This is a genomic window from Paenibacillus sp. FSL K6-0276 (assembly GCF_037977235.1).
Lineage (GTDB): Bacteria > Bacillota > Bacilli > Paenibacillales > Paenibacillaceae > Paenibacillus_AQ.
Genome location: NZ_CP150276.1, coordinates 305,771 through 326,173 on the forward strand (window position 1 = coordinate 305,771; position 20,403 = coordinate 326,173).

The 20,403-nt window shown below is 47.4% G+C and carries 16 protein-coding genes; 12 read left to right on the forward strand and 4 right to left on the reverse strand.

Features of this window, described 5'->3' with window-relative positions:
• Positions 1-508: 508 nt before the first annotated feature.
• Positions 509-3,526 carry a DEAD/DEAH box helicase gene (locus MHH52_RS01435; RefSeq protein WP_340006185.1) on the reverse strand — a complete coding sequence of 1,006 codons (3,018 nt, stop codon included), beginning with the start codon at positions 3,524-3,526 and terminating at the stop codon, positions 509-511.
• Positions 3,523-5,166 carry an SWIM zinc finger family protein gene (locus MHH52_RS01440; protein ID WP_340006187.1) on the reverse strand — a complete coding sequence of 548 codons (1,644 nt, stop codon included), beginning with the start codon at positions 5,164-5,166 and terminating at the stop codon, positions 3,523-3,525. The genes MHH52_RS01435 and MHH52_RS01440 overlap by 4 nt, the downstream gene beginning before the upstream one ends.
• Before the next feature lie 364 nt (positions 5,167-5,530).
• On the opposite strand from MHH52_RS01440, the gene MHH52_RS01445 reads away from it, so the two are divergent.
• The 4 genes from MHH52_RS01445 to clpB all read left to right on the forward strand — a co-directional run bounded on the left by MHH52_RS01445 (position 5,531) and on the right by clpB (position 10,326).
• Positions 5,531-5,998 (forward strand): Hsp20/alpha crystallin family protein, encoded by a 468-nt coding sequence (locus MHH52_RS01445; protein ID WP_340006189.1) that lies wholly within the window; start codon positions 5,531-5,533, stop codon positions 5,996-5,998.
• A 180-nt stretch (positions 5,999-6,178) separates the two neighbouring features.
• Entirely contained in the window at positions 6,179-7,186 is a 1,008-nt protein-coding gene (locus MHH52_RS01450; protein WP_340006191.1) for a DnaJ C-terminal domain-containing protein, read from the forward strand.
• A gap of 128 nt (positions 7,187-7,314) precedes the next feature.
• Entirely contained in the window at positions 7,315-7,668 is a 354-nt protein-coding gene (locus tag MHH52_RS01455; protein ID WP_340006193.1) for a hypothetical protein, read from the forward strand.
• A gap of 15 nt (positions 7,669-7,683) precedes the next feature.
• Positions 7,684-10,326, forward strand: a complete 2,643-nt coding sequence (clpB, locus tag MHH52_RS01460) for an ATP-dependent chaperone ClpB (RefSeq protein WP_340006194.1) — start codon at positions 7,684-7,686, stop codon at positions 10,324-10,326.
• 211 nt (positions 10,327-10,537) lie between these two features.
• Here clpB and MHH52_RS01465 read toward each other — a convergent pair whose 3' ends face one another.
• Positions 10,538-12,100 (reverse strand): glycosyltransferase, encoded by a 1,563-nt coding sequence (locus MHH52_RS01465; RefSeq protein ID WP_340006195.1) that lies wholly within the window; start codon positions 12,098-12,100, stop codon positions 10,538-10,540.
• 179 nt (positions 12,101-12,279) lie between these two features.
• Between MHH52_RS01465 and MHH52_RS01470 the strand changes: the two genes are divergently transcribed.
• From MHH52_RS01470 to MHH52_RS01500, 7 genes are all read left to right on the forward strand, one after another.
• Positions 12,280-12,429 (forward strand): hypothetical protein, encoded by a 150-nt coding sequence (locus tag MHH52_RS01470; protein ID WP_340006196.1) that lies wholly within the window; start codon positions 12,280-12,282, stop codon positions 12,427-12,429.
• A 218-nt stretch (positions 12,430-12,647) separates the two neighbouring features.
• Positions 12,648-14,264 (forward strand): ABC transporter substrate-binding protein, encoded by a 1,617-nt coding sequence (locus MHH52_RS01475; protein ID WP_340006198.1) that lies wholly within the window; start codon positions 12,648-12,650, stop codon positions 14,262-14,264.
• Positions 14,265-14,333: 69 nt separating this feature from the next.
• The gene (locus tag MHH52_RS01480; protein WP_042123467.1) at positions 14,334-15,284 is read left to right on the forward strand and encodes an ABC transporter permease; all 951 of its coding nucleotides are present in this window, start codon (positions 14,334-14,336) and stop codon (positions 15,282-15,284) included.
• Between the two features lie 4 nt (positions 15,285-15,288).
• The gene (locus MHH52_RS01485) at positions 15,289-16,134 is read left to right on the forward strand and encodes an ABC transporter permease (RefSeq protein ID WP_313636531.1); all 846 of its coding nucleotides are present in this window, start codon (positions 15,289-15,291) and stop codon (positions 16,132-16,134) included.
• 15 nt (positions 16,135-16,149) lie between these two features.
• Positions 16,150-17,169: an ABC transporter ATP-binding protein gene (locus MHH52_RS01490; RefSeq protein WP_340006200.1), complete on the forward strand. Its 1,020-nt coding sequence runs from the start codon at positions 16,150-16,152 to the stop codon at positions 17,167-17,169.
• Positions 17,162-18,079 carry an ATP-binding cassette domain-containing protein gene (locus MHH52_RS01495; RefSeq protein ID WP_313636529.1) on the forward strand — a complete coding sequence of 306 codons (918 nt, stop codon included), beginning with the start codon at positions 17,162-17,164 and terminating at the stop codon, positions 18,077-18,079. The genes MHH52_RS01490 and MHH52_RS01495 overlap by 8 nt, the downstream gene beginning before the upstream one ends.
• 34 nt (positions 18,080-18,113) lie before the next feature.
• Positions 18,114-18,569: a hypothetical protein gene (locus tag MHH52_RS01500; protein WP_340006201.1), complete on the forward strand. Its 456-nt coding sequence runs from the start codon at positions 18,114-18,116 to the stop codon at positions 18,567-18,569.
• 151 nt (positions 18,570-18,720) lie between these two features.
• Here the strand turns inward: MHH52_RS01500 and MHH52_RS01505 are convergent, their stop codons facing one another.
• Positions 18,721-19,554, reverse strand: coding sequence for a hypothetical protein (locus MHH52_RS01505; RefSeq protein ID WP_340006203.1), 834 nt, complete (start codon positions 19,552-19,554; stop codon positions 18,721-18,723).
• Between the two features lie 181 nt (positions 19,555-19,735).
• Here MHH52_RS01505 and MHH52_RS01510 point away from each other — a divergent pair, with 181 nt between their 5' ends.
• The gene (locus MHH52_RS01510; RefSeq protein ID WP_340006205.1) at positions 19,736-20,374 is read left to right on the forward strand and encodes a TetR/AcrR family transcriptional regulator; all 639 of its coding nucleotides are present in this window, start codon (positions 19,736-19,738) and stop codon (positions 20,372-20,374) included.
• Positions 20,375-20,403: the final 29 nt, after the last annotated feature.

The following is a 20,403-nucleotide window of genomic DNA, read 5'->3' on the forward strand; positions in this document are numbered from 1 at the left end:
AGGACGTCAGAACAAATGTGTAAGGAGAAGTCTCCGTTACGACACTAGGGTCTTCCATAGATATATCGAAGTAAACAACGGCTTGGTCGTAGGGGGAGGTAGATTAATCCCTTACGAGGTAGCAGTTAGTTTAAATTATAAGAAAGTATAAGTTTCACGATATACTTTATCCTTATAATTCTCGCATAAACGCTACCGTCCTTATAAGGACGCCGAAGGCGTTTTAGCTTGTTGGCTTCTATGGAGTTAAATGGGCAGACCTATCCTGAGTCCTCTGCACATGGGCAGAGCTTTAGCGCTATTCAATTAGCCGCGCAAAGTTCTAACTCGGATAAAGTCTATCACACGTAACCCTCCGTTCATAAAAAGTTAAGTCGAGTTTACCACATCCTTTATTTGGTGGCAAATCTGTATTGGCTATAATATCCTTATATTTCTTGCTTAAACGCTTACCGTCCTTGTAAGGACGCCGAAGGCATTTATGCTTGTGATACTGACAGCGGTAGGATTAGTCTGTTAAGCCTCGCCGCAATGTAAACAGGTCTTTCAGAGCCTCAGTAGACAGCTCGGTAATCCAGCCTTCGGAGCTGGAGATGACATTGTCGCTTAGCTGCTGCTTACTCTCCAGCATCTCATCAATCTTTTCTTCGAGCGTCCCGAGTGCAATGAACTTATGCACCTGTACATCACGTGTCTGGCCCATGCGATAAGCGCGGTCAGTCGCCTGATTCTCGACGGCTGGATTCCACCAGCGATCGAAGTGGAATACGTGGTTGGCTGCGGTTAAGTTCAGACCGACACCCCCAGCTTTGAGTGAAAGGATGAATACATTCGGCTGATCAGACGGTAGCGCATCTGGACGTCTGGACCCTTCGTCCTCGGAAGGAGCGGGCGTCTGAAATCGCTCGATCATTCGGTCACGCGCCAGTTTGGAGGTGCTTCCGTTCAAATAAAGGACAGGCTCTCCCAGCTCCTGCTGTAGAACAGCCTGAAGCATTTTTCCCATACCGACATATTGCGTGAAGATCAGACAGCGCTCATCCTCTTCACGCAGTTCCTTAACCATATCCAGCAGTCTTTCGAGTTTGGAAGAACGGTTAATGAGTAGACTGGTATCTAGTTTATTGTCCGAATCTGTTTCAGGGAGGGCTTCCTTGGTCACAAGCATCGGGTGGTCACACAGCTGCTTAAGTCCGGTCAAAGCCCCGAGAATGGCGCCTTTACGCTCAATGCCTTCCAACTTCTGCATACGATCCAACAGTCCGTTTACGGTCTGGTCATAGAGTACAGCTTGTTCAGCTGTCAGATGAACATAGGTCTTCATCTCGTTTTTATCGGGTAGATCGAGCTGGATGTTAGGATCCTTCTTCTTACGACGCAGCATGAAAGGCTTCACGAGATTCTGTAGATCCACCGTACGCTTCTCGTCACGTTCCTTCTCGATGGCATTACTGAATCGGTCGTTAAAGGCCTTGGCGCTGCCCAGATAACCTGGGGTTATAAAATCATAAATGGACCACAACTCAGATAATCTGTTCTCTATAGGTGTTCCTGTTAGCGCAATCCGGTGCAAAGCTGGGAAGCTGCGCACAGCTACAGACTGCTTCGTTTGAGCATTCTTGATGTTCTGTGCTTCGTCCAGGCAAATTGCCGCCCAAGTGAATTCCTTCAGCAGTTCCTGGTCAAGCGCCGCAGTTGCATAAGAGGTTAGCACTACGTCGGCTTGCGAAGCTGCGCCATAGAAGAAACCTGCGTCCAGACGGCGACTTCCGTAATGAAGCATAACGTTTAAAGAAGGCGCGAAGCGCTGCAGTTCCTTCTGCCAGTTACCCAGGACAGAGGTAGGACAGATGATTAGAGCAGGCCAACCCGGTGGGTCGGTCTGGCGACGGGATGAACTTGCATCGGTGTTTTCTTTGATGTGAAGTAAATACGCGATGAGTTGGACGGTTTTACCTAGTCCCATATCATCGGCTAGACAAGCCCCTAAACCGAATCGACGCAGGAAAGTCAACCAAGCATATCCTTCATGCTGATAGGCGCGCAGCTCTGCCTTGAGTCCTGCAGGTACCGCAGGCTTCGGCCATTGCGAGCGCTGGCCGAGCTGACCTATGAGGCTGATTAAATGCTCGTTTAGCTCTACCTCGAGACGCAGGCGCGCCGCATCCTCTTGAAGCTGCTCTTCCGTAGCTTCAGCGTCTGTTTCCTCGCCGGATCCTAGCAAATGAAGCTGTAGCACATCTTGGAAGGACAGGCCTTGCGACTTGTCCATCCCCGCCATGGCTCTTTGAATTTGCGCCAGTAGTGCGGGGTCGAGCGAGACCCATTTGCCCTTGAAGCGGACGAGTCGTTCCCCTCTTGCGACCAGCTCAGCAAATTCAGCTTCGGTGAGGTCAGCGTCGCCGATGGAGATTCGCCAATCGAAATCGATGATCGAATCGAGGCCGAACAGCGACTCGCCGCCGCGATTGCCTTCGCCGGAGCTGATCTTGGCGCGGAGGCGCGGTTTTTTTCGGCTGGCGGCTTCCCACCACGCCGGCAGTAGCACTTGCCAGCCTGCTTCCAGCAGCCGCTGGCTCTCGGCCGTCAAGAACCGCCAAGCGATGGCATCGCTGAGCGGTTCGGCCAGCACGTCGCCGCCCGCCGCGAAGCGCTCGGGCGGCAGACTGCCGCGGAGGCGCTCCAGCCATCCCGCGGCGCGTTCGTGCACGTGGGCCGACCATGCTGTCGGCCACAAGCCGTGCGGCTCGCCGTCATCGGCGAGCCTGATGGGAACAAGCGCGGATTCATCGCGCTTGTCCTGAAGCACCAGCTGCAGCCGCCAAGGGGATTCATCCCCCTCCGGCTCCAGCAGCTGAAGTGCAGGCCGGAAAGGCGCGGTATCCGCCTTCCAGCCAATGGCGATAAGCCATGCAGCGGTATCCATGCCCGCTGCAAGAGCCCCGCTTCTATCGAATAGAAGCGGGAATTCGCTCCGGAGGTCGCCTGCCTCGGCCTCCGTGCTGTAATACCTCTGCGATACGGCGGCGGAGAACGCCGCGCGTAAGCCAACGCTAAATTCGCTGCCGCCATTTAGCGCCTCAAAGGCCCCTTTGGCAGTGTCATTCTCCACTGCCACCTGCACAAGAGCCTCCTCATCCCAAGTCCATTGCAGCCTCCCCGCACGGTAAGTAGATATATCGGGTATATATTGTTTGTTCTCCAGACATACAGCCAGAAGTGGTGCCAGTTCAGTGAGATGAGCCGCATCGCCCTCCCAGATCCATTCGATATGCGACAGTAGCTTCTGCTCTGCAAAGAAGGGAAGTACCTGCTCAGCAGGAAGAATCACTAGCTCAACACCTTCGCCAGCTGGTTGAACGGTTAACTCCGTACCATAAAAAGACGCCTCATGCCAGGCGAATAGCCGCTGCTTAAGCTGCAGGCCGGGCACGAGATCTTCCCTTTCGTTCATTCCATATAATAAAGCGTCGCCATACTGGCTTAACGTAAGCCGGATGGTCATCGTACGCAAGTGCATGTTCATGGTATTAGCTTTCCTTTCCGAAGCTCCTCTTGCAGCGCGCGGAGCCTGCTGTGCCTAGTGGTGAAGGCATCAAGGAACTCTTCCCACCGTTCTTCTTGTTTCATTTTTTTATACAGCTTGGATAATCTCTTCAATAATTTCACAGCCGCCTTGTAGCTGTGTCTATTCTTATCTAGCACAAATCTTTCGGCGGCCTGATGGTAGAAGGGCAACAGGACTTCGGGTGCGTTTTTCTCTACAGGTTGGAGGTCTTTGACACGAAATTCGGATGGCTGTTTACCGATGGACAGTTGATAATCCATCCATGTCTGCCATTTTTCATAAGTAACTAGCTTCTCTTCATATACTTCGCCAGATATAGGTAACATGGTGGCTAGTGTATTCCACATCTGCGGCTCAGCTTCAGGAAGGTGGCGAACGGCCTCTTCCCAGCTGGTCGAATAGCTATTCAGATTATAGAGCCTGCTGCTCAGCAGAGGACCGATCTGAACAAGCCAACCCACCAAGCGTGACCAATCACCTGCATCCAGAAGCGGGGAGGTGAAGCTCATAAGCTCATCGGGATGGAGACCCGGGCGCTCGGCAGCTTTATTCAGTAAGCCCCAAGCCTTTTGGTCATCCTTCAGATAAAAATACATGCGGCTCTGGGCTAATAGCCACGCATGTCGTGAAAGGGAAGCGCCTAATTCACTTTCTGCCTGCTGAAGCTGTTTGATTTCATCCAGGTAAAGCTTAGTTCCACCTGTATTTGGGTAAATCCAGTTTCTCCACAATAGGTCATAGCTTAATGAAAAAGAGGGCTGATTCCGTAAGCGATCACGCGACTCCGTCAACATCTCGCGCCGCAAGTAGGAGAGTGTATCGATGACAAGTGGCCATAGATCTTGTTCTTGCTCTTGCTCGAGAGATAGCGGGAGTACGCTTTTTAATAGACGTGTGATTACTTCCTGCAGTTCTGAAACCGCTACTTGCGTGTAATAGCCGAGTGATGAGGTGAAGGCGACCTGACCGGGTAGATTGGCGGAAGGCTTAGCCAGCTTTTCTAGAAGAAAAAGATGGGCATGCAGAGTGAATAGCTTGTCCATCTCCGGAAGTAATTTCGGCTTAAATTTAGTAATGGAAGATAATGCTCGATCCACATATTCGGGATTCCGAGTGGTATGTGCCAGAGGCGTGATGCAGAATGCAAAATACTCGCGCCACTCCGTGATTCCTCCGTTAGCGATCCGGCTGGCATGCTCTTTTAGCTGCTGCTGGCGCTTTCCATCGGATCCGACAGGGGAACTACTTGATGTTTTTGGGAGAAAAGATGCGGCCTTGGCGTTAGCTAGAACTTGCACAGACCTATTCTGTTGTTCAGCATAACTTAGCAGTACGGCGGCCATATGCTTGCAATGACCTGAAACTGGGCAGTTACAGTGACACCGAGTGAAGCTGTCCAGATCAATGGAAACACGGTAATCCTCTCTACCTTCAACAAGTGCATTCATTTTAGCTGGTTCCGTCATAGTGAACGAACGAACTCGGCTTTGCTTGTAATATTGGAACCCTCTTTTGAGGGTAAGATCATCGAAATAATAGGCGACATTCTGGATGAGCTTGCTCCACTGCGTATCATCCATAGTATAGGTTGGTTGCATACAATTGGTCTCCTGTAAGGAAAATGGTCGTTATTGTCTCTCATTATATCACTTCTTTTTGAGAAGGATTATTTGGCCTTGAAATGATTGTGGAGTTGCAGGCTTGTATTGAACGTGAGGCCTAAACATATAATAATCATACTGCTTGCTCCGATGGAGGGTTAATGGTGAGTTTATGTAAGATCAAACAAAGGTCAAAAAAGGTCAAATCATTAAAAAGGTTTAAATTTGTAATATGAAATCAGCTAATTCGCCTGAATTTGGCCGATAATTGGCTTAAATCGGTTTTGTTATTCCTCTGGTAGGGGACTATAATAAGGTCATAGGTCAAATAAAGTCAAAGTCAATGAGAGGAGAATGGATAATGTTTGATTTGGTTCCTTTTGGTAAACGTAGAGATGATGCTTTTGGTATGCTGGCTAAGTCCTTGAATGATGTTTTTCATGATGATTTTTTTGCACCGATCAAGAGCTCCACGATGTCCTTTAGAACGGATATTCGCGAGAGTGAGCAGGCTTACCTGATTGAAGCTGAACTTCCTGGCTTTAAAAAAGAAGAAATCGACATTGATTATGCCAGCCCTTACTTGACGATTAAAGCGGTGCGTAAGGAAGAGAATGCCGAGGAGAATAAAGAACATCAGATTGTACGCAGAGAACGTCGATATGGCGAATATGTTCGTAGATTCTATGTTCAGGATATTGCAGAGGAAGAGATTCGCGCATCATTGAAAGACGGAGTGCTGAAGCTGGAAGTTCCAAAACGGCAAAAACCTCAAGGTAAACGCATTGAGATTCAAGACAGCGATTCTACGGGTTCACAGTCTGAATAAGCATAGCTAAAAGCGGGAGGAAACTCCCGCACAGCATCTTAGAAGCGGACACCGAACTTTTAATATATTGGTTAAGAGTAGAAGGCGCATTGTAGTGGAGGATTCCGGCTATGGTGCGTCTTTTCTCGGAATTGAACGGCGAGGGAATTAAGATAAACGTTTTGAAAGGAGGGATCCAGGGTGGCTAACAAAAGCTATTATGATGCCTTGGGCGTGAGTAAAACAGCTACCAAACAGGAAATCAAGAAGGCTTATCAAAAGCTGGCCAAGAAGTGGCATCCTGATGTGAACAAAGCCCCTGAGGCAGAGGCGAAGTTCAAGGAAGCGGCTGAAGCCTATGAAGTTCTAGGTAATGAGGAAAAGCGAAAGCTTTACGATGAAGAACAACTGTATGGTGCTCAGCGTGGCAGAGCTGGTGGAGGTGCGACGAGTGGGGCCTCTTCGTGGGATTCAAACTTTGGTGGAAGCTGGAGCGGTGGAACTTATTCTGCAGGAGGTTCTGGTATTTCAGAGGAAGATTTGTTCGGAATGTTTTTTGGGAATCGGGGATCGGCGGATCGAGCTGGCTTTGATTTCTTTTCTAGTAGTGGTAGTGGGCGTTCGAACGGCAATCCATGGGGTGAGGACCGCAGTACGATGCAGGCGCAGCTGGATATTACGTTGGAGCAGGCCTATAAGGGAGCAACTGTAAGAGTACAGATCGGCGATAAAGCTGTGGATGTTAACATTCCGCCAAGATCCTATGAAGGCATGCTTATGAAAATCGATGGTAACACTCCGGGTGGCATAGCTTCGGGTAGCGATGTACTGCTGGCACTTCATATCCTTCCTCATGATATTTACGAGATTCGCGATGGCGACTTATACGGCGTAGTTGAAGTTGCTCCATGGCAAGCGGTATTGGGTGGAGAGGTGAAGGTTCCATTACCGGGTGGAGGGGCAGTGAAATTGAAGATTCCTGCAGGAATTCAGAGTGGCAAAACGCTGCGCATCCCCGGCAAAGGCTTGAAACGTGAGAATGGTTCGAACGGCGATATTTTATTTGAAATTGAGATTGTTATCCCTGAACCAACCAGCGAGGCGGAGAAGAGTTTATACCGTAAACTAGCTGAATCCAGCCGTTTCGAGGCCAGAGCTAAACGCCAAAGCGTTGGTGCGCAGCGCCGGAGGGCTAAAGTGGGTAATTAATAGATAGGTAGAGGTAATTTCGTATGTTCGAGATCAACTCTAGTTGGTGAATATGGTAAATGGAATGCTAGTTGTAGGATAGTAACTTGATTTGAAACTAACTTATAGAAGAAATCTTTGCTGAAACGATGAAGATCGGCTCGATGGGCGAGAAGAAGGGTGAAAGTACTTTAGAATGTGCCGAATTTGGCTCGATGAGCGAAAAGAAAGGCAAAAATGCCTCTGAATACGCCCAATTCGGCTCAACACCCGAAATGTACGGTAAAAATCCCGTAGAATCCGCCAAATCTAGCTCGATACCCGAAATGTACGGTAAAAATCCCGCAGATTGCGCCAAATCTGGCTCAAAGCCCGAAATGTACGGTAAAAATCCCGTAGATTCGCCGAATTCGGCTCAACGCCCAAAAATTAATGGTATAAATCCCGCTAAATTAACCTATTCCCGGCCAAAACAGCCGATCCAATATATCATTCCTAAATAGAAAGGTGAGAGAGCTATGGATTTCAACAAACTTACTCAAAAGCTGCAGGAAGCAGTGGCTGCGGCGCAGTCGCTTGCTTCGGGCAGCGGTCATCAGGAGATCGATAATCTCCATCTCTTAAAAGCGTTACTCCAGCAGCAAGAAGGCTTGCTGCCAAGATTGCTGCAAAAGATGAATATCCCCGTAGCTGAAATGCTGCGAAGCACGGATGAACTGCTTCAGCATAAGCCGAGCATAAGTGGTTCAGGAGCAGGCACGGTACGGCGTTATGCTTCGCCATCACTGATTCATTTGCTGGAACAGGCGGAGAAGGAAGCAGCGAAGATGCAGGATGAGTTTGTCTCCGTTGAGCATGCTGTACTGGCCATGGTGTCGGATTCGAGCAGGGACAATCGAGAGCTGCGTGATCTTTTTGTTAGTCGTGGATTAACACGCGAGAAGCTGATGTCTATACTTGCTGAGATTCGGGGGCATCAGCGTGTAACGAGTCGGGAGCCAGAGGCTACTTATGAGGTTCTGGAGAAATACGGACGTGATCTTGTGGCAGAGGTTCGAGCTGGCAAGATCGATCCAGTCATTGGACGTGATGCAGAGATACGCCGCGTGATCCGAATTCTGTCCCGTAAAACGAAGAATAACCCTGTGCTGATTGGGGAGCCAGGTGTAGGTAAAACAGCGATTGTAGAAGGCTTGGCTCACCGGATTGTACGCAAAGACGTACCGGAGGGTCTGAAGGATAAGACGATTTTCTCACTGGATATGAGTTCCCTTGTGGCAGGTGCGAAGTTCCGTGGTGAATTCGAGGAGCGCCTTCAGGCGGTATTGAGGGAAGTTCGCGAAAGTAACGGCCGTATTATTCTCTTTATTGATGAGCTCCACACGATTGTGGGCGCAGGTAAAACTGAAGGCTCGATGGATGCGGGCAATATGCTGAAGCCGATGTTGGCTCGGGGTGAACTGCATTGTATTGGTGCGACCACGCTTGATGAATACCGCAAATATATTGAGAAGGACCCGGCGTTAGAACGCCGTTTCCAGCAGGTGCTGGTCAGCGAACCGGATGTGGAGGATACGATCTCCATTTTGCGCGGTCTGAAGGAACGATTCGAAGTCCATCACGGGGTCAAAATCCATGACAGCGCCCTCGTGGCTGCAGGAGTTCTGTCTAACCGCTACATCACGGATCGTTTTTTGCCGGATAAAGCTATTGACCTTGTGGATGAAGCCTGCGCAATGATCCGCACGGAAATCGACTCCATGCCGGGTGAGATGGATGAAGTGACACGTCGTCTGATGCAGATGGAGATTGAAGAAGCCGCGCTCAAAAAAGAAACCGATGACGCCAGCAAACGTCGTCTGGAAATCTTACAACGCGAACTCGCCGATCTTAAGGAGAAGCAGCTTGGGATGACGGCGCGCTGGGAGAAGGAAAAGTTAGCGATCCAAGGCATCCGCGACATCAAAAAACGGCTGGAGCAAGCCCGCAAGGATCTGGTCGATGCACAGGAAGAATACGATCTTAATAAATCGGCGGAATTGAGCTATGGCATCATTCCTGATCTAGAGCGGCAATTGAAAGCAGCGGAAGAAGCGGCACAGCAGGATCAGGATACAAGATTGCTGCGTGAAGCCGTAACTGAAGAGGAGATCGCGGATATCGTCTCTCGCTGGACGGGCGTGCCAGTTAGCAGACTGATAGAAGGCGAACGGGATAAGCTGCTACGTCTGGAAGAAACGCTGCATGAACGGGTTGTGGGGCAGGACGAAGCCGTCAGTCTGGTAGCTGATGCCGTACTTCGTGCGAGAGCCGGGATCAAGGATCCGAATCGGCCGATCGGTTCCTTCCTGTTCCTCGGTCCGACTGGCGTAGGGAAGACGGAGCTGGCTAAATCGCTCGCGGTCTCTCTCTTTGATCGCGAAGATGGCATGATCCGTATAGATATGTCGGAGTATATGGAAAAACACAGTGTTTCTCGCTTGGTCGGTGCACCTCCGGGATATGTTGGATATGAGGAGGGCGGCCAACTTACAGAAGCCGTGCGGCGTCAGCCTTATACGGTAGTGCTGCTAGATGAAGTGGAGAAGGCGCATCCTGATGTATTTAACATTCTGCTACAGCTGCTTGATGATGGACGTCTGACCGATTCACAAGGGCGGATGGTTGACTTCAAGAACACGATCATTATTATGACCTCAAATATCGGCTCACCACATTTAATTCAAGGCACCGATGAGAAAGGTCAGCTTACGGATGCTGCCAAAGACAGAGTAATGAAGGAACTAAGTGGTCATTTCCGTCCAGAGTTCCTGAACCGGGTAGATGACATTGTGATGTTCAAGCCGCTGACCCTGGGCGAGATTGAAAAAATCGTGGACAAACTGGTAGACGGATTACGTCTACGTCTTGCAGAACGGGAGATTGGTCTTCATTTAACTGAGCCGGCGGTACGTTTTATCGCTAAGGAAGGTTTTGATCCTGTGTATGGGGCGAGACCGCTGAAACGCTTCATCCAGCGTAGTCTGGAGACCCGTGTGGCACGTGCGATCATTGCTGGCGAAGCCGCAGAGGGTTCAGTGATTCAAGTAGATGAATCCGGCGGCGAACTGACGGTGTCCATTATGAAGCCTGATGTCGATGAACCACAGCGTTCTGAATAAGAAGAAGTTAGCGAAACGGGATACTATCGCTTCAAATACAATAAAGAAATAAAAAAGGCGTTCACAAAGCCGTTAAGGTTTTGTGGACGCCCTTTTTGAAAATATTAGAAAGTATAAGTTTTTCACCTATACTTTATGTCTAATGTTTCTCGCATAAAAGCTTACCATTCTAATAGGGATGCCGAAGGCGTTTATGCTTGTCGTATTACACTCACTCTACCCAAGGAATTAAATGAGGGTGTTCATCCAGAATGGACAGGTATTGCTCCTTCCACTGGCCTAGATGCTTGAGTCTCAAGTTGCTTAGCTGATGGGGGAGCTCGAAAATATTTTCCGGAAAACGTCCGCAATGCTGTGGCGATTCGTTCCATACGTAGTTGAAGTCCTCCTTGTAGCGGAGCAAAAACGGACGATAGTTCAAATGGGGGCGCCAGTAAATAGCTTCCCTGTAATGGTCCGCGTTCCATAAATCGTAAAGACGGAAACAGAATAAATCGACCTCATTGGCGTACAGCAAGGGTTCGAGATTTGCAGCAAAACTCGCTTCAAAGATTTCGTCTGCGTCCAGATTCAGAATCCACTCGGGATTCGTTTTTAGAACCTCTTCCCATTGCTGCTTTCGCAGCTCAATTTTATTGCTGAATTTGGATTTGGTGTTGTGAATGAGATGAACGGGAATGCCTTCAAGAGTCTCCAAGCAGATGGCTGCTGAATTATCGGTGCTACCATCATCAATAATGACGGCCTCGTCGATATATTTGCGATGCTCTTCCAGAACCTGTCGCAGAAAGCGCCCACTTTCATTTTTTACAACCATGGTGAGGGTTAGCTTAGGTCGCTTTCTGGTCGTGGGGACAGTTTCCTTGAAACTTTCGTTGTCTGTTATGGATGTCGGCTCTGCCAATATAGGTACTTCCTCCGTAGATAAACTGCTCTCAGACTCAGTAGAGTCGGCCCCGGCCTCCGTAGTTTCTCTGATAAAATCCTCAACTTTACTTAAATCACTGTCTCTATACAAATGCAGCGCGGGATAATGAGTATCGACGAACAGGGGGATGCCAAGGGCTGCGGCACGAATGCAGAAATGACGATCCTCTCCCCAGTACGAAATGTTGCGAATCTGATTGTAGCTAACCCCAGCTTTTATCGCATGCTGGCTGATCAATGTACAAGCCCCAAGACCGCCAACTTCATAGATTCCAGGATTTCTCAGCTCAGCTATGAACTCATGAAATCTGCGGTTGATCTCCTCTGGTTGCAGCTTTTCGCCTGGCAGTAGCTTCCACTGATTGTATTCGTCATGCATCCATACCTGTGGTTGAAACATGGTCTCTGGCTGCCACTGTGTCCAGAATATCTCTGAAATAATATCCTTGTTTGTACCTATGAGATGTCTTAGTGTATCGGGATGGAGAATGAGATCGGAGTCGATCAGGAACAAGTAGTCATAGTTCAGGGTCTGAGCTCGGTTGATCATGAGATTCTTGAAGTCGGCTACTTTCCAGACCAAATCGGAATTCCAAAAGTGGGTGATATCATTGCGAATGTACGCATCGTGAAAGCCGGAGCTGTGAAGATAAATATGATCACCCATGCTTTTGAATTCCTGAAGCAGCCGGCTGGATTCTTCATCGTCATTATCATCAATCAGATGGAAATCTAGATCGATATTATCTAGGTTCAGGCGTTGCAGGGAATTCAGAAATTCTCGCAAAACCATAGGCTTCTGGTGGATGGGGCTGCCAATTAATACGCGTGTCTTATTCACTTTCATTACGGCCTCCTTGGGGGACTCTCTCTCGCTCTGAGAGGTATTCGTATGTTCTCAATATATTTACAGGGGGCGGTATTAATCCTTATTTTTTCTAGGGCGCTATAGTAAATAAATGTTTGATATATTAATTAGTAACGATCTGCTGTACAATAACCGAATAATTAGATATAAATGACAACTTGAAGAGCAAAGAAATGAGGACCGTGGACAAGTCACCACTAAAAGTGCTGCAGTTAATCAATCTGTTACTGGCCATGAATCCTCGTGCGAATGTGTTCTGGTATGATGCAAATGGTGAGTTATTGACCACTGCTGGACGAGGATGTTGAGGAAATATATGCACCGGAAGAGACAGCGAAGACTAAAGCTCATATTGTTGGGCCGGACAGAGCGTAGGAGGTAAGGGATTATAATGAAAGAGGTTAAGATCATGAATTCCCTCAATATTACATTAATGTGAAATGCTATCCATTGTAATTCCTAGTATTCCGATATACAATATAAAAAACACAAGCGAAGCAGAATATGGATTACGGGGGAGAAACTTATGCGTAAAGGATTATCTGGAGTTATTACTTTGATTTTGTTAACATTTTTGATTAGCGCGTGCTCCGGGGGGAATAACGCCACTTCCACAAATACAAATCAGGCACCTGCTGCTAATGAAGGAACGACAGCAAGCACTGAGCCAAAAGATGGTGGCAACTTAATTATTGGGGTCGCTGCTGATCCTGTCATTCTAAATCCGAATTATGCGGGTGACCGTGTCAGTCTTACGATTGACCAAGCGCTCTATGCTCCACTGTTCCAAGTGAATGATGGTAAGAAAACTTTTTATTTGGCTGATAGCCTAACGCTTTCAGAAGATAACCTGACTTATACATTGAAACTGAAAAGCGGCTTGACATGGCATGACGGAGAAAAGCTTACGGCTGACGATGTGGTCTTCACAATCGATAGTATCCTGGATGAGAAGCAAAACAGCTTCCTGAGAGCGAACTTATTCATCGGTGATAAACCCGTTAAGGCAGTTAAGGTGGATGATCTGACCGTAGAGTTCAAGCTTCCGCAGGTCAGCCCAGCTTTTGAAGCAACACTTGTGCAAGTATTTCCGATTCCAAAGCATATTTTTGAGAATGAGACTGATCTAGAGAAAAGCACCAAGAATGCTGCTCCGGTTGGATCTGGCCCTTTCAAATTTAAAGAATACAAAGCAGGCGAATATGTTACACTCGAGAGATTTGATAACTACTTCGGCGGCAAGCCACATCTTGATTCCGTAACGTACCGGATTGCTAAAGATACGAATGCTGCGAATCTCGCACTTCAGAACGGTGAGATCAACATTAAATATCTAGATCCACAGGATGTTGGAACGATTGAAGCTTCGAACAATTTCGAAATCCTTCCTTATAGTGAAGGCCGATTGTCCTACCTGTTGTTCAATGCGAACAGCGATAGAGGTGCTCTTGCTAAAAAAGAAGTTCGTCAAGCCTTGTCTCTAGCACTAAGTCGTGATGAAATCATTCAGGCTGCTTATACCTCTAACGAGTATGCAGACCCGGCGAAGTCATTCTTGACTCCGGATGCATTGTTCTATACTAATGATGTACCTTCTTTTGATAATGATGTGGAAAAAGCAAAAGAGCTTCTGCAATCGGCTGGGGTTAGCGATCTGAAGTTGAGATTAATTGTACAGAGCGGTAATAAAGCACAGGAAGCCATTTCACTTTATGTGCAGCAAAAGTTAAAGGCTATTGGCGCTGAAGTGGAACTGCAAAATATGGATTCCACAGCATTTGGTCAGAAGTTCAGTGATATGAATTCAACAGATTTTGAACTTGCGATCGCAGGTTATATCATGGGTTATGATCCTGATGCTTATCGAATCTTGTACACTTCGGCCGCTGACTCCAACTATTCGCATTATAATAATGCTGAGGTTGATAAGTTGTTCAATGAAGGTGCAGGAGAAGCAGATGCGACTAAACGTGGTGAGATCTATAAGAAGATCCAAGAGATCATTGCTGACGATGCACCGATTTATCCAATCGCTAATACTAAGACTATTGTAGCTGTCTCCAAGAACTACGGCGGTCTTGAAGAAGCAGTCTTGAAGCCTGTCGTTATTTTTGAAGATTTATCGAAAATCTACCTTAAATAAAAACGGGAAAAAGTAAGCTGGGTTATCCAGCTTACTTTTTTACCGATACAGAACTGGGAGAATAAACGTATGAGACAACTTATCGTCCGAAGATTACTGCAAACCCTGCCGATGTTGTTTTTTGTTTCGGTTGTGTGCTTTGCGATGATTAAGCTGGCTCCGGGGGATCCGGTATTATCCTTCGTTACGCCGAATATGCACGCAGATGATATTGAGCGTATCCGGCATAACCTTGGGCTGGATAAGCCAGCCTACATTCAGTATTTAATCTGGATTAAAGAAATACTGCAGGGGAATTTCGGTTATTCCCTTGTGAATCATCAGCCTGTATTGGATCAAATTCTAGAACGCCTACCTGCAACGGCAGGGTTGATGGGTTCTGCAATCGGTCTTGCTGTTTTGCTAGCAATTCCACTCGGTCTTATTGCTGGCGCAAACCGGAACCGCTGGGTGGATAAGCTGATTAATTTCTTATCCTATGTTGGAATATCTGTACCTTTGTTTTGGCTTGCCATCTTACTGATGTATTTATTCGCGATTAAGCTGCACCTGCTCCCCATTATGGGGATGCGAACGATTGGAGTGGAATCGGCGTTTGATGTATTCAAGCATGGTATCCTGCCTTGCACCGTACTTGCTTTTGGATTCCTGGCTGGTTATGTACGATACATTCGCTCTAGTACAATCGGACAGCTAAAAGAAGAGTACGTGCAGATTCAATATGCTTTTGGATCTAACAAGACAACGATTCTGTTCCGTCATGTAATGAAGCATGTGTTGCTTCCTGTAATTACATTACTCGGGATGTCTATGGGTGATCTGGTGGCAGGTGCAATTGTAACAGAAACGGTATTTTCATGGCCAGGTATTGGCTCTTTGGGGATGACTGCAGTTAAAGGGATGGATTACCCCGTGATTATGGGAATTACTCTATTCTCCTCTTTAATGCTGATCATCGGCAATCTGGTCGCGGATATTCTATATAGCTTCGTGGACCCACGAATTAAATTAACGAGGTGACCTCATGAATCGCAGTAAATGGAAAAGTGTTGGAGATGAGCTATTTACGAATAAATTGGGCGTCGCAGCCCTCATTACTTTAATCATCTTCACACTGGGCTCTATATTTGCTTTTTTATCTGGACATGATCCGAATGCGATGGATGTTCTGGCACGTCTGAAATCGCCGGGAGCCGATCACTGGTTCGGGACGGATGACTATGGCCGGGATTATTTTGCCCGCGCGTTGTATGGTGGCCGGGTGTCCTTGCTAGTTGGCTTTGCTTCAATGATCATTGCTACAGGCATAGGTGTGACTGTGGGTGTAATCAGTGGATTCTTTGGCGGATGGGTTGATAATCTTCTCATGCGGATGCTTGATGTAGTGCTGTCCATTCCTTCTTTCTTAGTTCTGCTGCTGCTTAGCGTATTTCTGAAGCCGAGTGTTGGGAATATCATCATTATTATTGCTCTATTAATGTGGATGAATATCGCCCGTGTCATTCGGGCAGAGACGATGACGATCAAAGAACGGGAATATGTACTCTATGCAAAAGCCTCCGGACAGAGCAATTTCGGAATTATTTGGCGTCATATTCTTCCGGGGTTAGTGCCTGTTGTCATTGTAGGTGCGACGAATAATATCGCCTCGGCGATTATGATGGAGTCCTCCCTAAGTTTCCTTGGGTTCGGCGTGCAGCCCCCGAATGCGACTTGGGGCAGTATGCTTAACAATGCACAGGGATATATCGCGCAAGCGCCATATCTGGCTCTGTTCCCTGGGTTATTGATACTATTAACGGTACTGAGCTTTAATGTTCTAGGCGATATTTTGCGGGTTGGCTTTGAACCGAAGCTGATCCGAAGATAGGAGTGTGAAGACATCATGACGGAACGGTTATTGTCTGTTGAGGATTTGAAGGTTTCCTTCCAAACTCGAGACGGAGAGAATCAGGCAGTTCGCGGCGTTAGCTTTCATATAGATGCTGGAGAAACGGTAGGGATCGTTGGTGAATCCGGAAGTGGGAAGAGTGTAACTGCGAAAGCGATTATGTCGTTAATTACACCTCCGGGTAAGATTATCGGTGGAAATATTAATTTTCGTGGTGAGAATTTATCGAACCTTTCGGAAAAAGAGTGGAGAAAGCTGCGAGGTAACCGCATAGCAATGGTGTTTCAGGACCCCATGACCTCTCTTAATCCTGTAAAAAAAATCGGCCAGCAGCTTACGGAAGTCATCCGTCGGCATCGTGGTTTAAATAAGCAAGAAGCATTTAAAGAGGCGGCAAGCATCCTGCGTCAGGTAGGTATTAATAATCCTGAACAGCGGCTACAGCAATATCCGCATGAATTCAGCGGCGGGATGCGCCAGCGGGTCATGATCGCCATGGCTCTTTCTTGTAAGCCAGAGCTGTTGATTGCAGACGAGCCAACAACTGCGCTCGATGTAACGATACAGGCACAAATTCTCGATCTTTTTAAAGAGTTGAAGAATAATACGAGTACAGCTGTAGCGCTCATTACCCACGACTTGGGTGTGGTCGCTCAGGTATGTACACGGGTTATCGTAATGTATGGTGGACTCGTGATGGAGGAAGGCACGGTGGAGGATATTTTTTATCGCCCACAGCATCCTTACACGAAAGGCCTGCTTCGCTCGATTCCGAAGCGTGATGGCAATTCGCGGGAACGTCTTATCCCTATCGAAGGCACACCACCGGATTTGCTGAATCCTCCTTCGGGATGTCCATTTATGGAACGTTGTCCTAATGCTTTTGCTCGCTGCAGCGAACGCCCTCCGGTAACCGAATTATCGCCTGGTCACCGTTCGATGTGCTGGCTGGCAGACGGTGTGCAGGAGACTCCAGCCGTAGCTGGTGTTGAAGGGAGCGGTTCGGTTGAGTAATAATAAGATTCTAGTGGATGTAAATAATCTGAAAAAGCATTTCTCCAAAGGCAAGGATATATGGGGACGCGATACATCGGTGCTCAAGGCGGTAGATGGCGTAAGCTTTCAGATTCGTCAGGGGGAGACCTTTGGACTGGTCGGAGAGTCAGGAAGCGGCAAGTCCACGGTTGGACGCTGCTTGCTGCGATTGTATGACTATACAGATGGTGAAGTGTCTTTTGACGGGCAGCCGCTGAGCAAGCTTGGAGAGAAGCAGCTTAAGCCTTTTCGCAGACGGATTCAATCGATCTTTCAAGATCCATATTCCTCGTTGAATCCAAGCCTGAATGTTCTTGATCTGATCAGTGAGCCTATGAAAATCCACGGGATCCACGAAGGCGACGAACGCATAGAAGCTGTTGCTGCACTGCTGGATAAGGTGGGTTTAAAAAGAGAGCATCTATACCGCTTCCCTCATGAATTCAGTGGTGGGCAGCGCCAACGGATTTCGATCGCTCGAGCGTTATCTGTGAAACCTGAATTTGTAGTGTGCGATGAACCGATCTCAGCGCTGGATGTATCTGTTCAGGCGCAGGTAGTGAATATGCTGGAGGATTTGCAGTCCGAATTCGGGTTGACCTACCTGTTTGTTGCGCATGATCTGTCGATGGTACGGCATATTTCGGACCGGATTGGCGTGATGTACGGCGGTCGTCTCGTAGAGGTAGCCGAAAGTGATGAACTGTACGAGAACCCTATTCATCCTTATACGAAGGCGCTGCTGTCTTCGATTTTGGAGACGGACCCTAAGCGGGCTAATCAGAGAATTATTTTAGATGGATATTCGGCAGAGTACGGCAGGGCTGAGACTTCTACATTGCAGGAAGTTAGTCCGGGTCATTATGTTGCTTATGATTTCACGGAATGAGTAGAATCTATATACAGGTATGGGAGGAATCAGGATGTCAGAGAACTTGAACCAAGTAAAGTTATCCCAGTGGGATGCGTTATTGGTGGAATCGCTGCGCGCTTTGGGCTGGTCTAATGAGGAAATTATTCGCAAAGTGGCAGAAGGCGATTTACCCGTTGATGAGAGTGAATACGAATTTGATTATAAGCAGTTGACCACTTTGCAAGCGGAGCAGCCAGAATTGTTCGAGCAAGCGGTGAAGACAGGCTATCAGATCAAGTACAACACGATTCGTGGCATTCGTAGCTGGATATGGGTTGCTCTTGGTAAAGAGGCAGAGTTGGAGCTTGAAGCGGGTAAAGAAGCCATAGAAATGGTATTGACGACAGCCGAGAAGAACCGGCTGGAATCTGTGCTGTCTTTCGGCTGGCAGATTCACGGCGGAGCCGGCGTGGAAGACGATGCCAGCGCTAACGCAAGCTACCGGATCGAACCGATTCAACGATAGCCTCTCCGAGTACTATATGGGTGTATGGGGCTTGATCCTGGGCATTCCGATATTCGTCTTTTTCCTGGATATTCTGGAGATCGACAGATAGAAGAAATAAAGAAAGAACGCCCTTACCCTTTCCTCATGGAAAGGATAAGGGCGTTCTTGGTTAGTTCACTTCAGGACGGCCACGCCGGAAGCTGGTTTCTGCTTTGCCGGTGTGAAGCTGCCACATATGCCAGAATACAAACGGAACAATCATAATAAAGTTGATCATTCCCCAATAGTACATGACATCTGCATTATGCCAGGACGAAGCATCCATCAGCGTCGGGAACAGGTTAACGAAGCAGGCACGCAGGAGCAAATGAGCCGCCAGTGTATAGACCCGCGCAGTGATGTAGAGTTCCGGGCGGCGTTTAATGATGGGATAAAGCTCGGCTGCGAGAAGAATGCACAGCGAACTTGCAAAGAACTTCGGACTCTCGGCATAGACGAAAGCAGCGTTCCAGGTTGTATAGAGGAAGTTCCAGCCGATGGTCGTATACACAATGAGATCGCCGTGCGATTGCGTGGAAATCTTCCAGTATTTTGGCGCAAAAGGGATGGTTATGCATAATAAGAGGCCGGTTAGCGCGTTGAACGTATTCCCCATTGTAAAGTCTTTAATGGTTGCTTCCATAATATTAAGGAATAGAACGCCATATACGAACCACAATACCCAATCCTTCTGCAACGCATTCCAGAACGGTCCTTTTCGTTTCTCGTAGTTGGCAATACGAATGAATCCTACAAATATCGTAGGAAGAATCACACTTAAAATCTTGGCCCAACGAAACCATCCTTCGACACCGCCCATGAGCCATAAGGGGAAGGTCAGTAAAGAAGCAATCCAGAACCAGTGGGCAAACTTATAATGTTTGCGCATAATATTGACAACAATAAGAAGTAGAACAATGTAACCGATCATACTGACGCCATATTGCCATGCAGGAATATCCATGATAAACCTCCTTTTTTTGTGAAAGCGTAATCATTATGTACCGACACTAAGCTTCAACCTTGCGAAGCTTGGTTAGTTCATAAACATAACAACTGTTCGGTTTTATTGTATTAGGAATTAATTGGTCTTGTCTGTGCTAATTAACACACACAAAACAGATCAGATTCAGTACTCTTTTTATATGAAAAAATCGCAACAAGCGATTCAGTTGGGCGGGGAGCTAATGTCTGAGGATAGAAAATTACATATTATTGAGGCGACGAATCGTGTTATCTATCGAATGGGTATTGCGGGTACGACAATGCGGAGGATTGCCGATGAAGCAGGGCTTAGCACGGGGGCGTTGTATCATCATTACAATAGTAAAGAAGAGATTCTTTATGATGCGATGGATCGCAGTCTATCCGTATCTACGAGAATTGCCGAGGAGGTACAGCAAGGGAAGTATAGCCGCGGGGAAGTTATTGAGCGAATCAGCAAGAATGTGAAAGATCGTTTTAACAAAATAGATGACAATCGAATGCAGTTCTATCTTGCCCAGGAAGCGATACTCGGGAACGAGGAAATTTCCAATCAATTGAAAGTTAAATATAAGAAATGGATTGGTCATACCGAGGAGCTGTTGCAACGCTTATATGAAAAACAGCCTGGGAAATACAATAAAGCCATTGCCTCATTGCTGATTGGAGCTATTGACGGGATCGTTATGCAGACGCTGCTGGGTGTGGCGAATACGGATGATATTGAAGATATTTGTGAGGTATACCACAAGCTTCTTGTAGAAGGAATTCCGAAGCTGTTAGAAGCATGGGATGAATAACGCAGGACATTCCACAGCCGTTTCTTCTT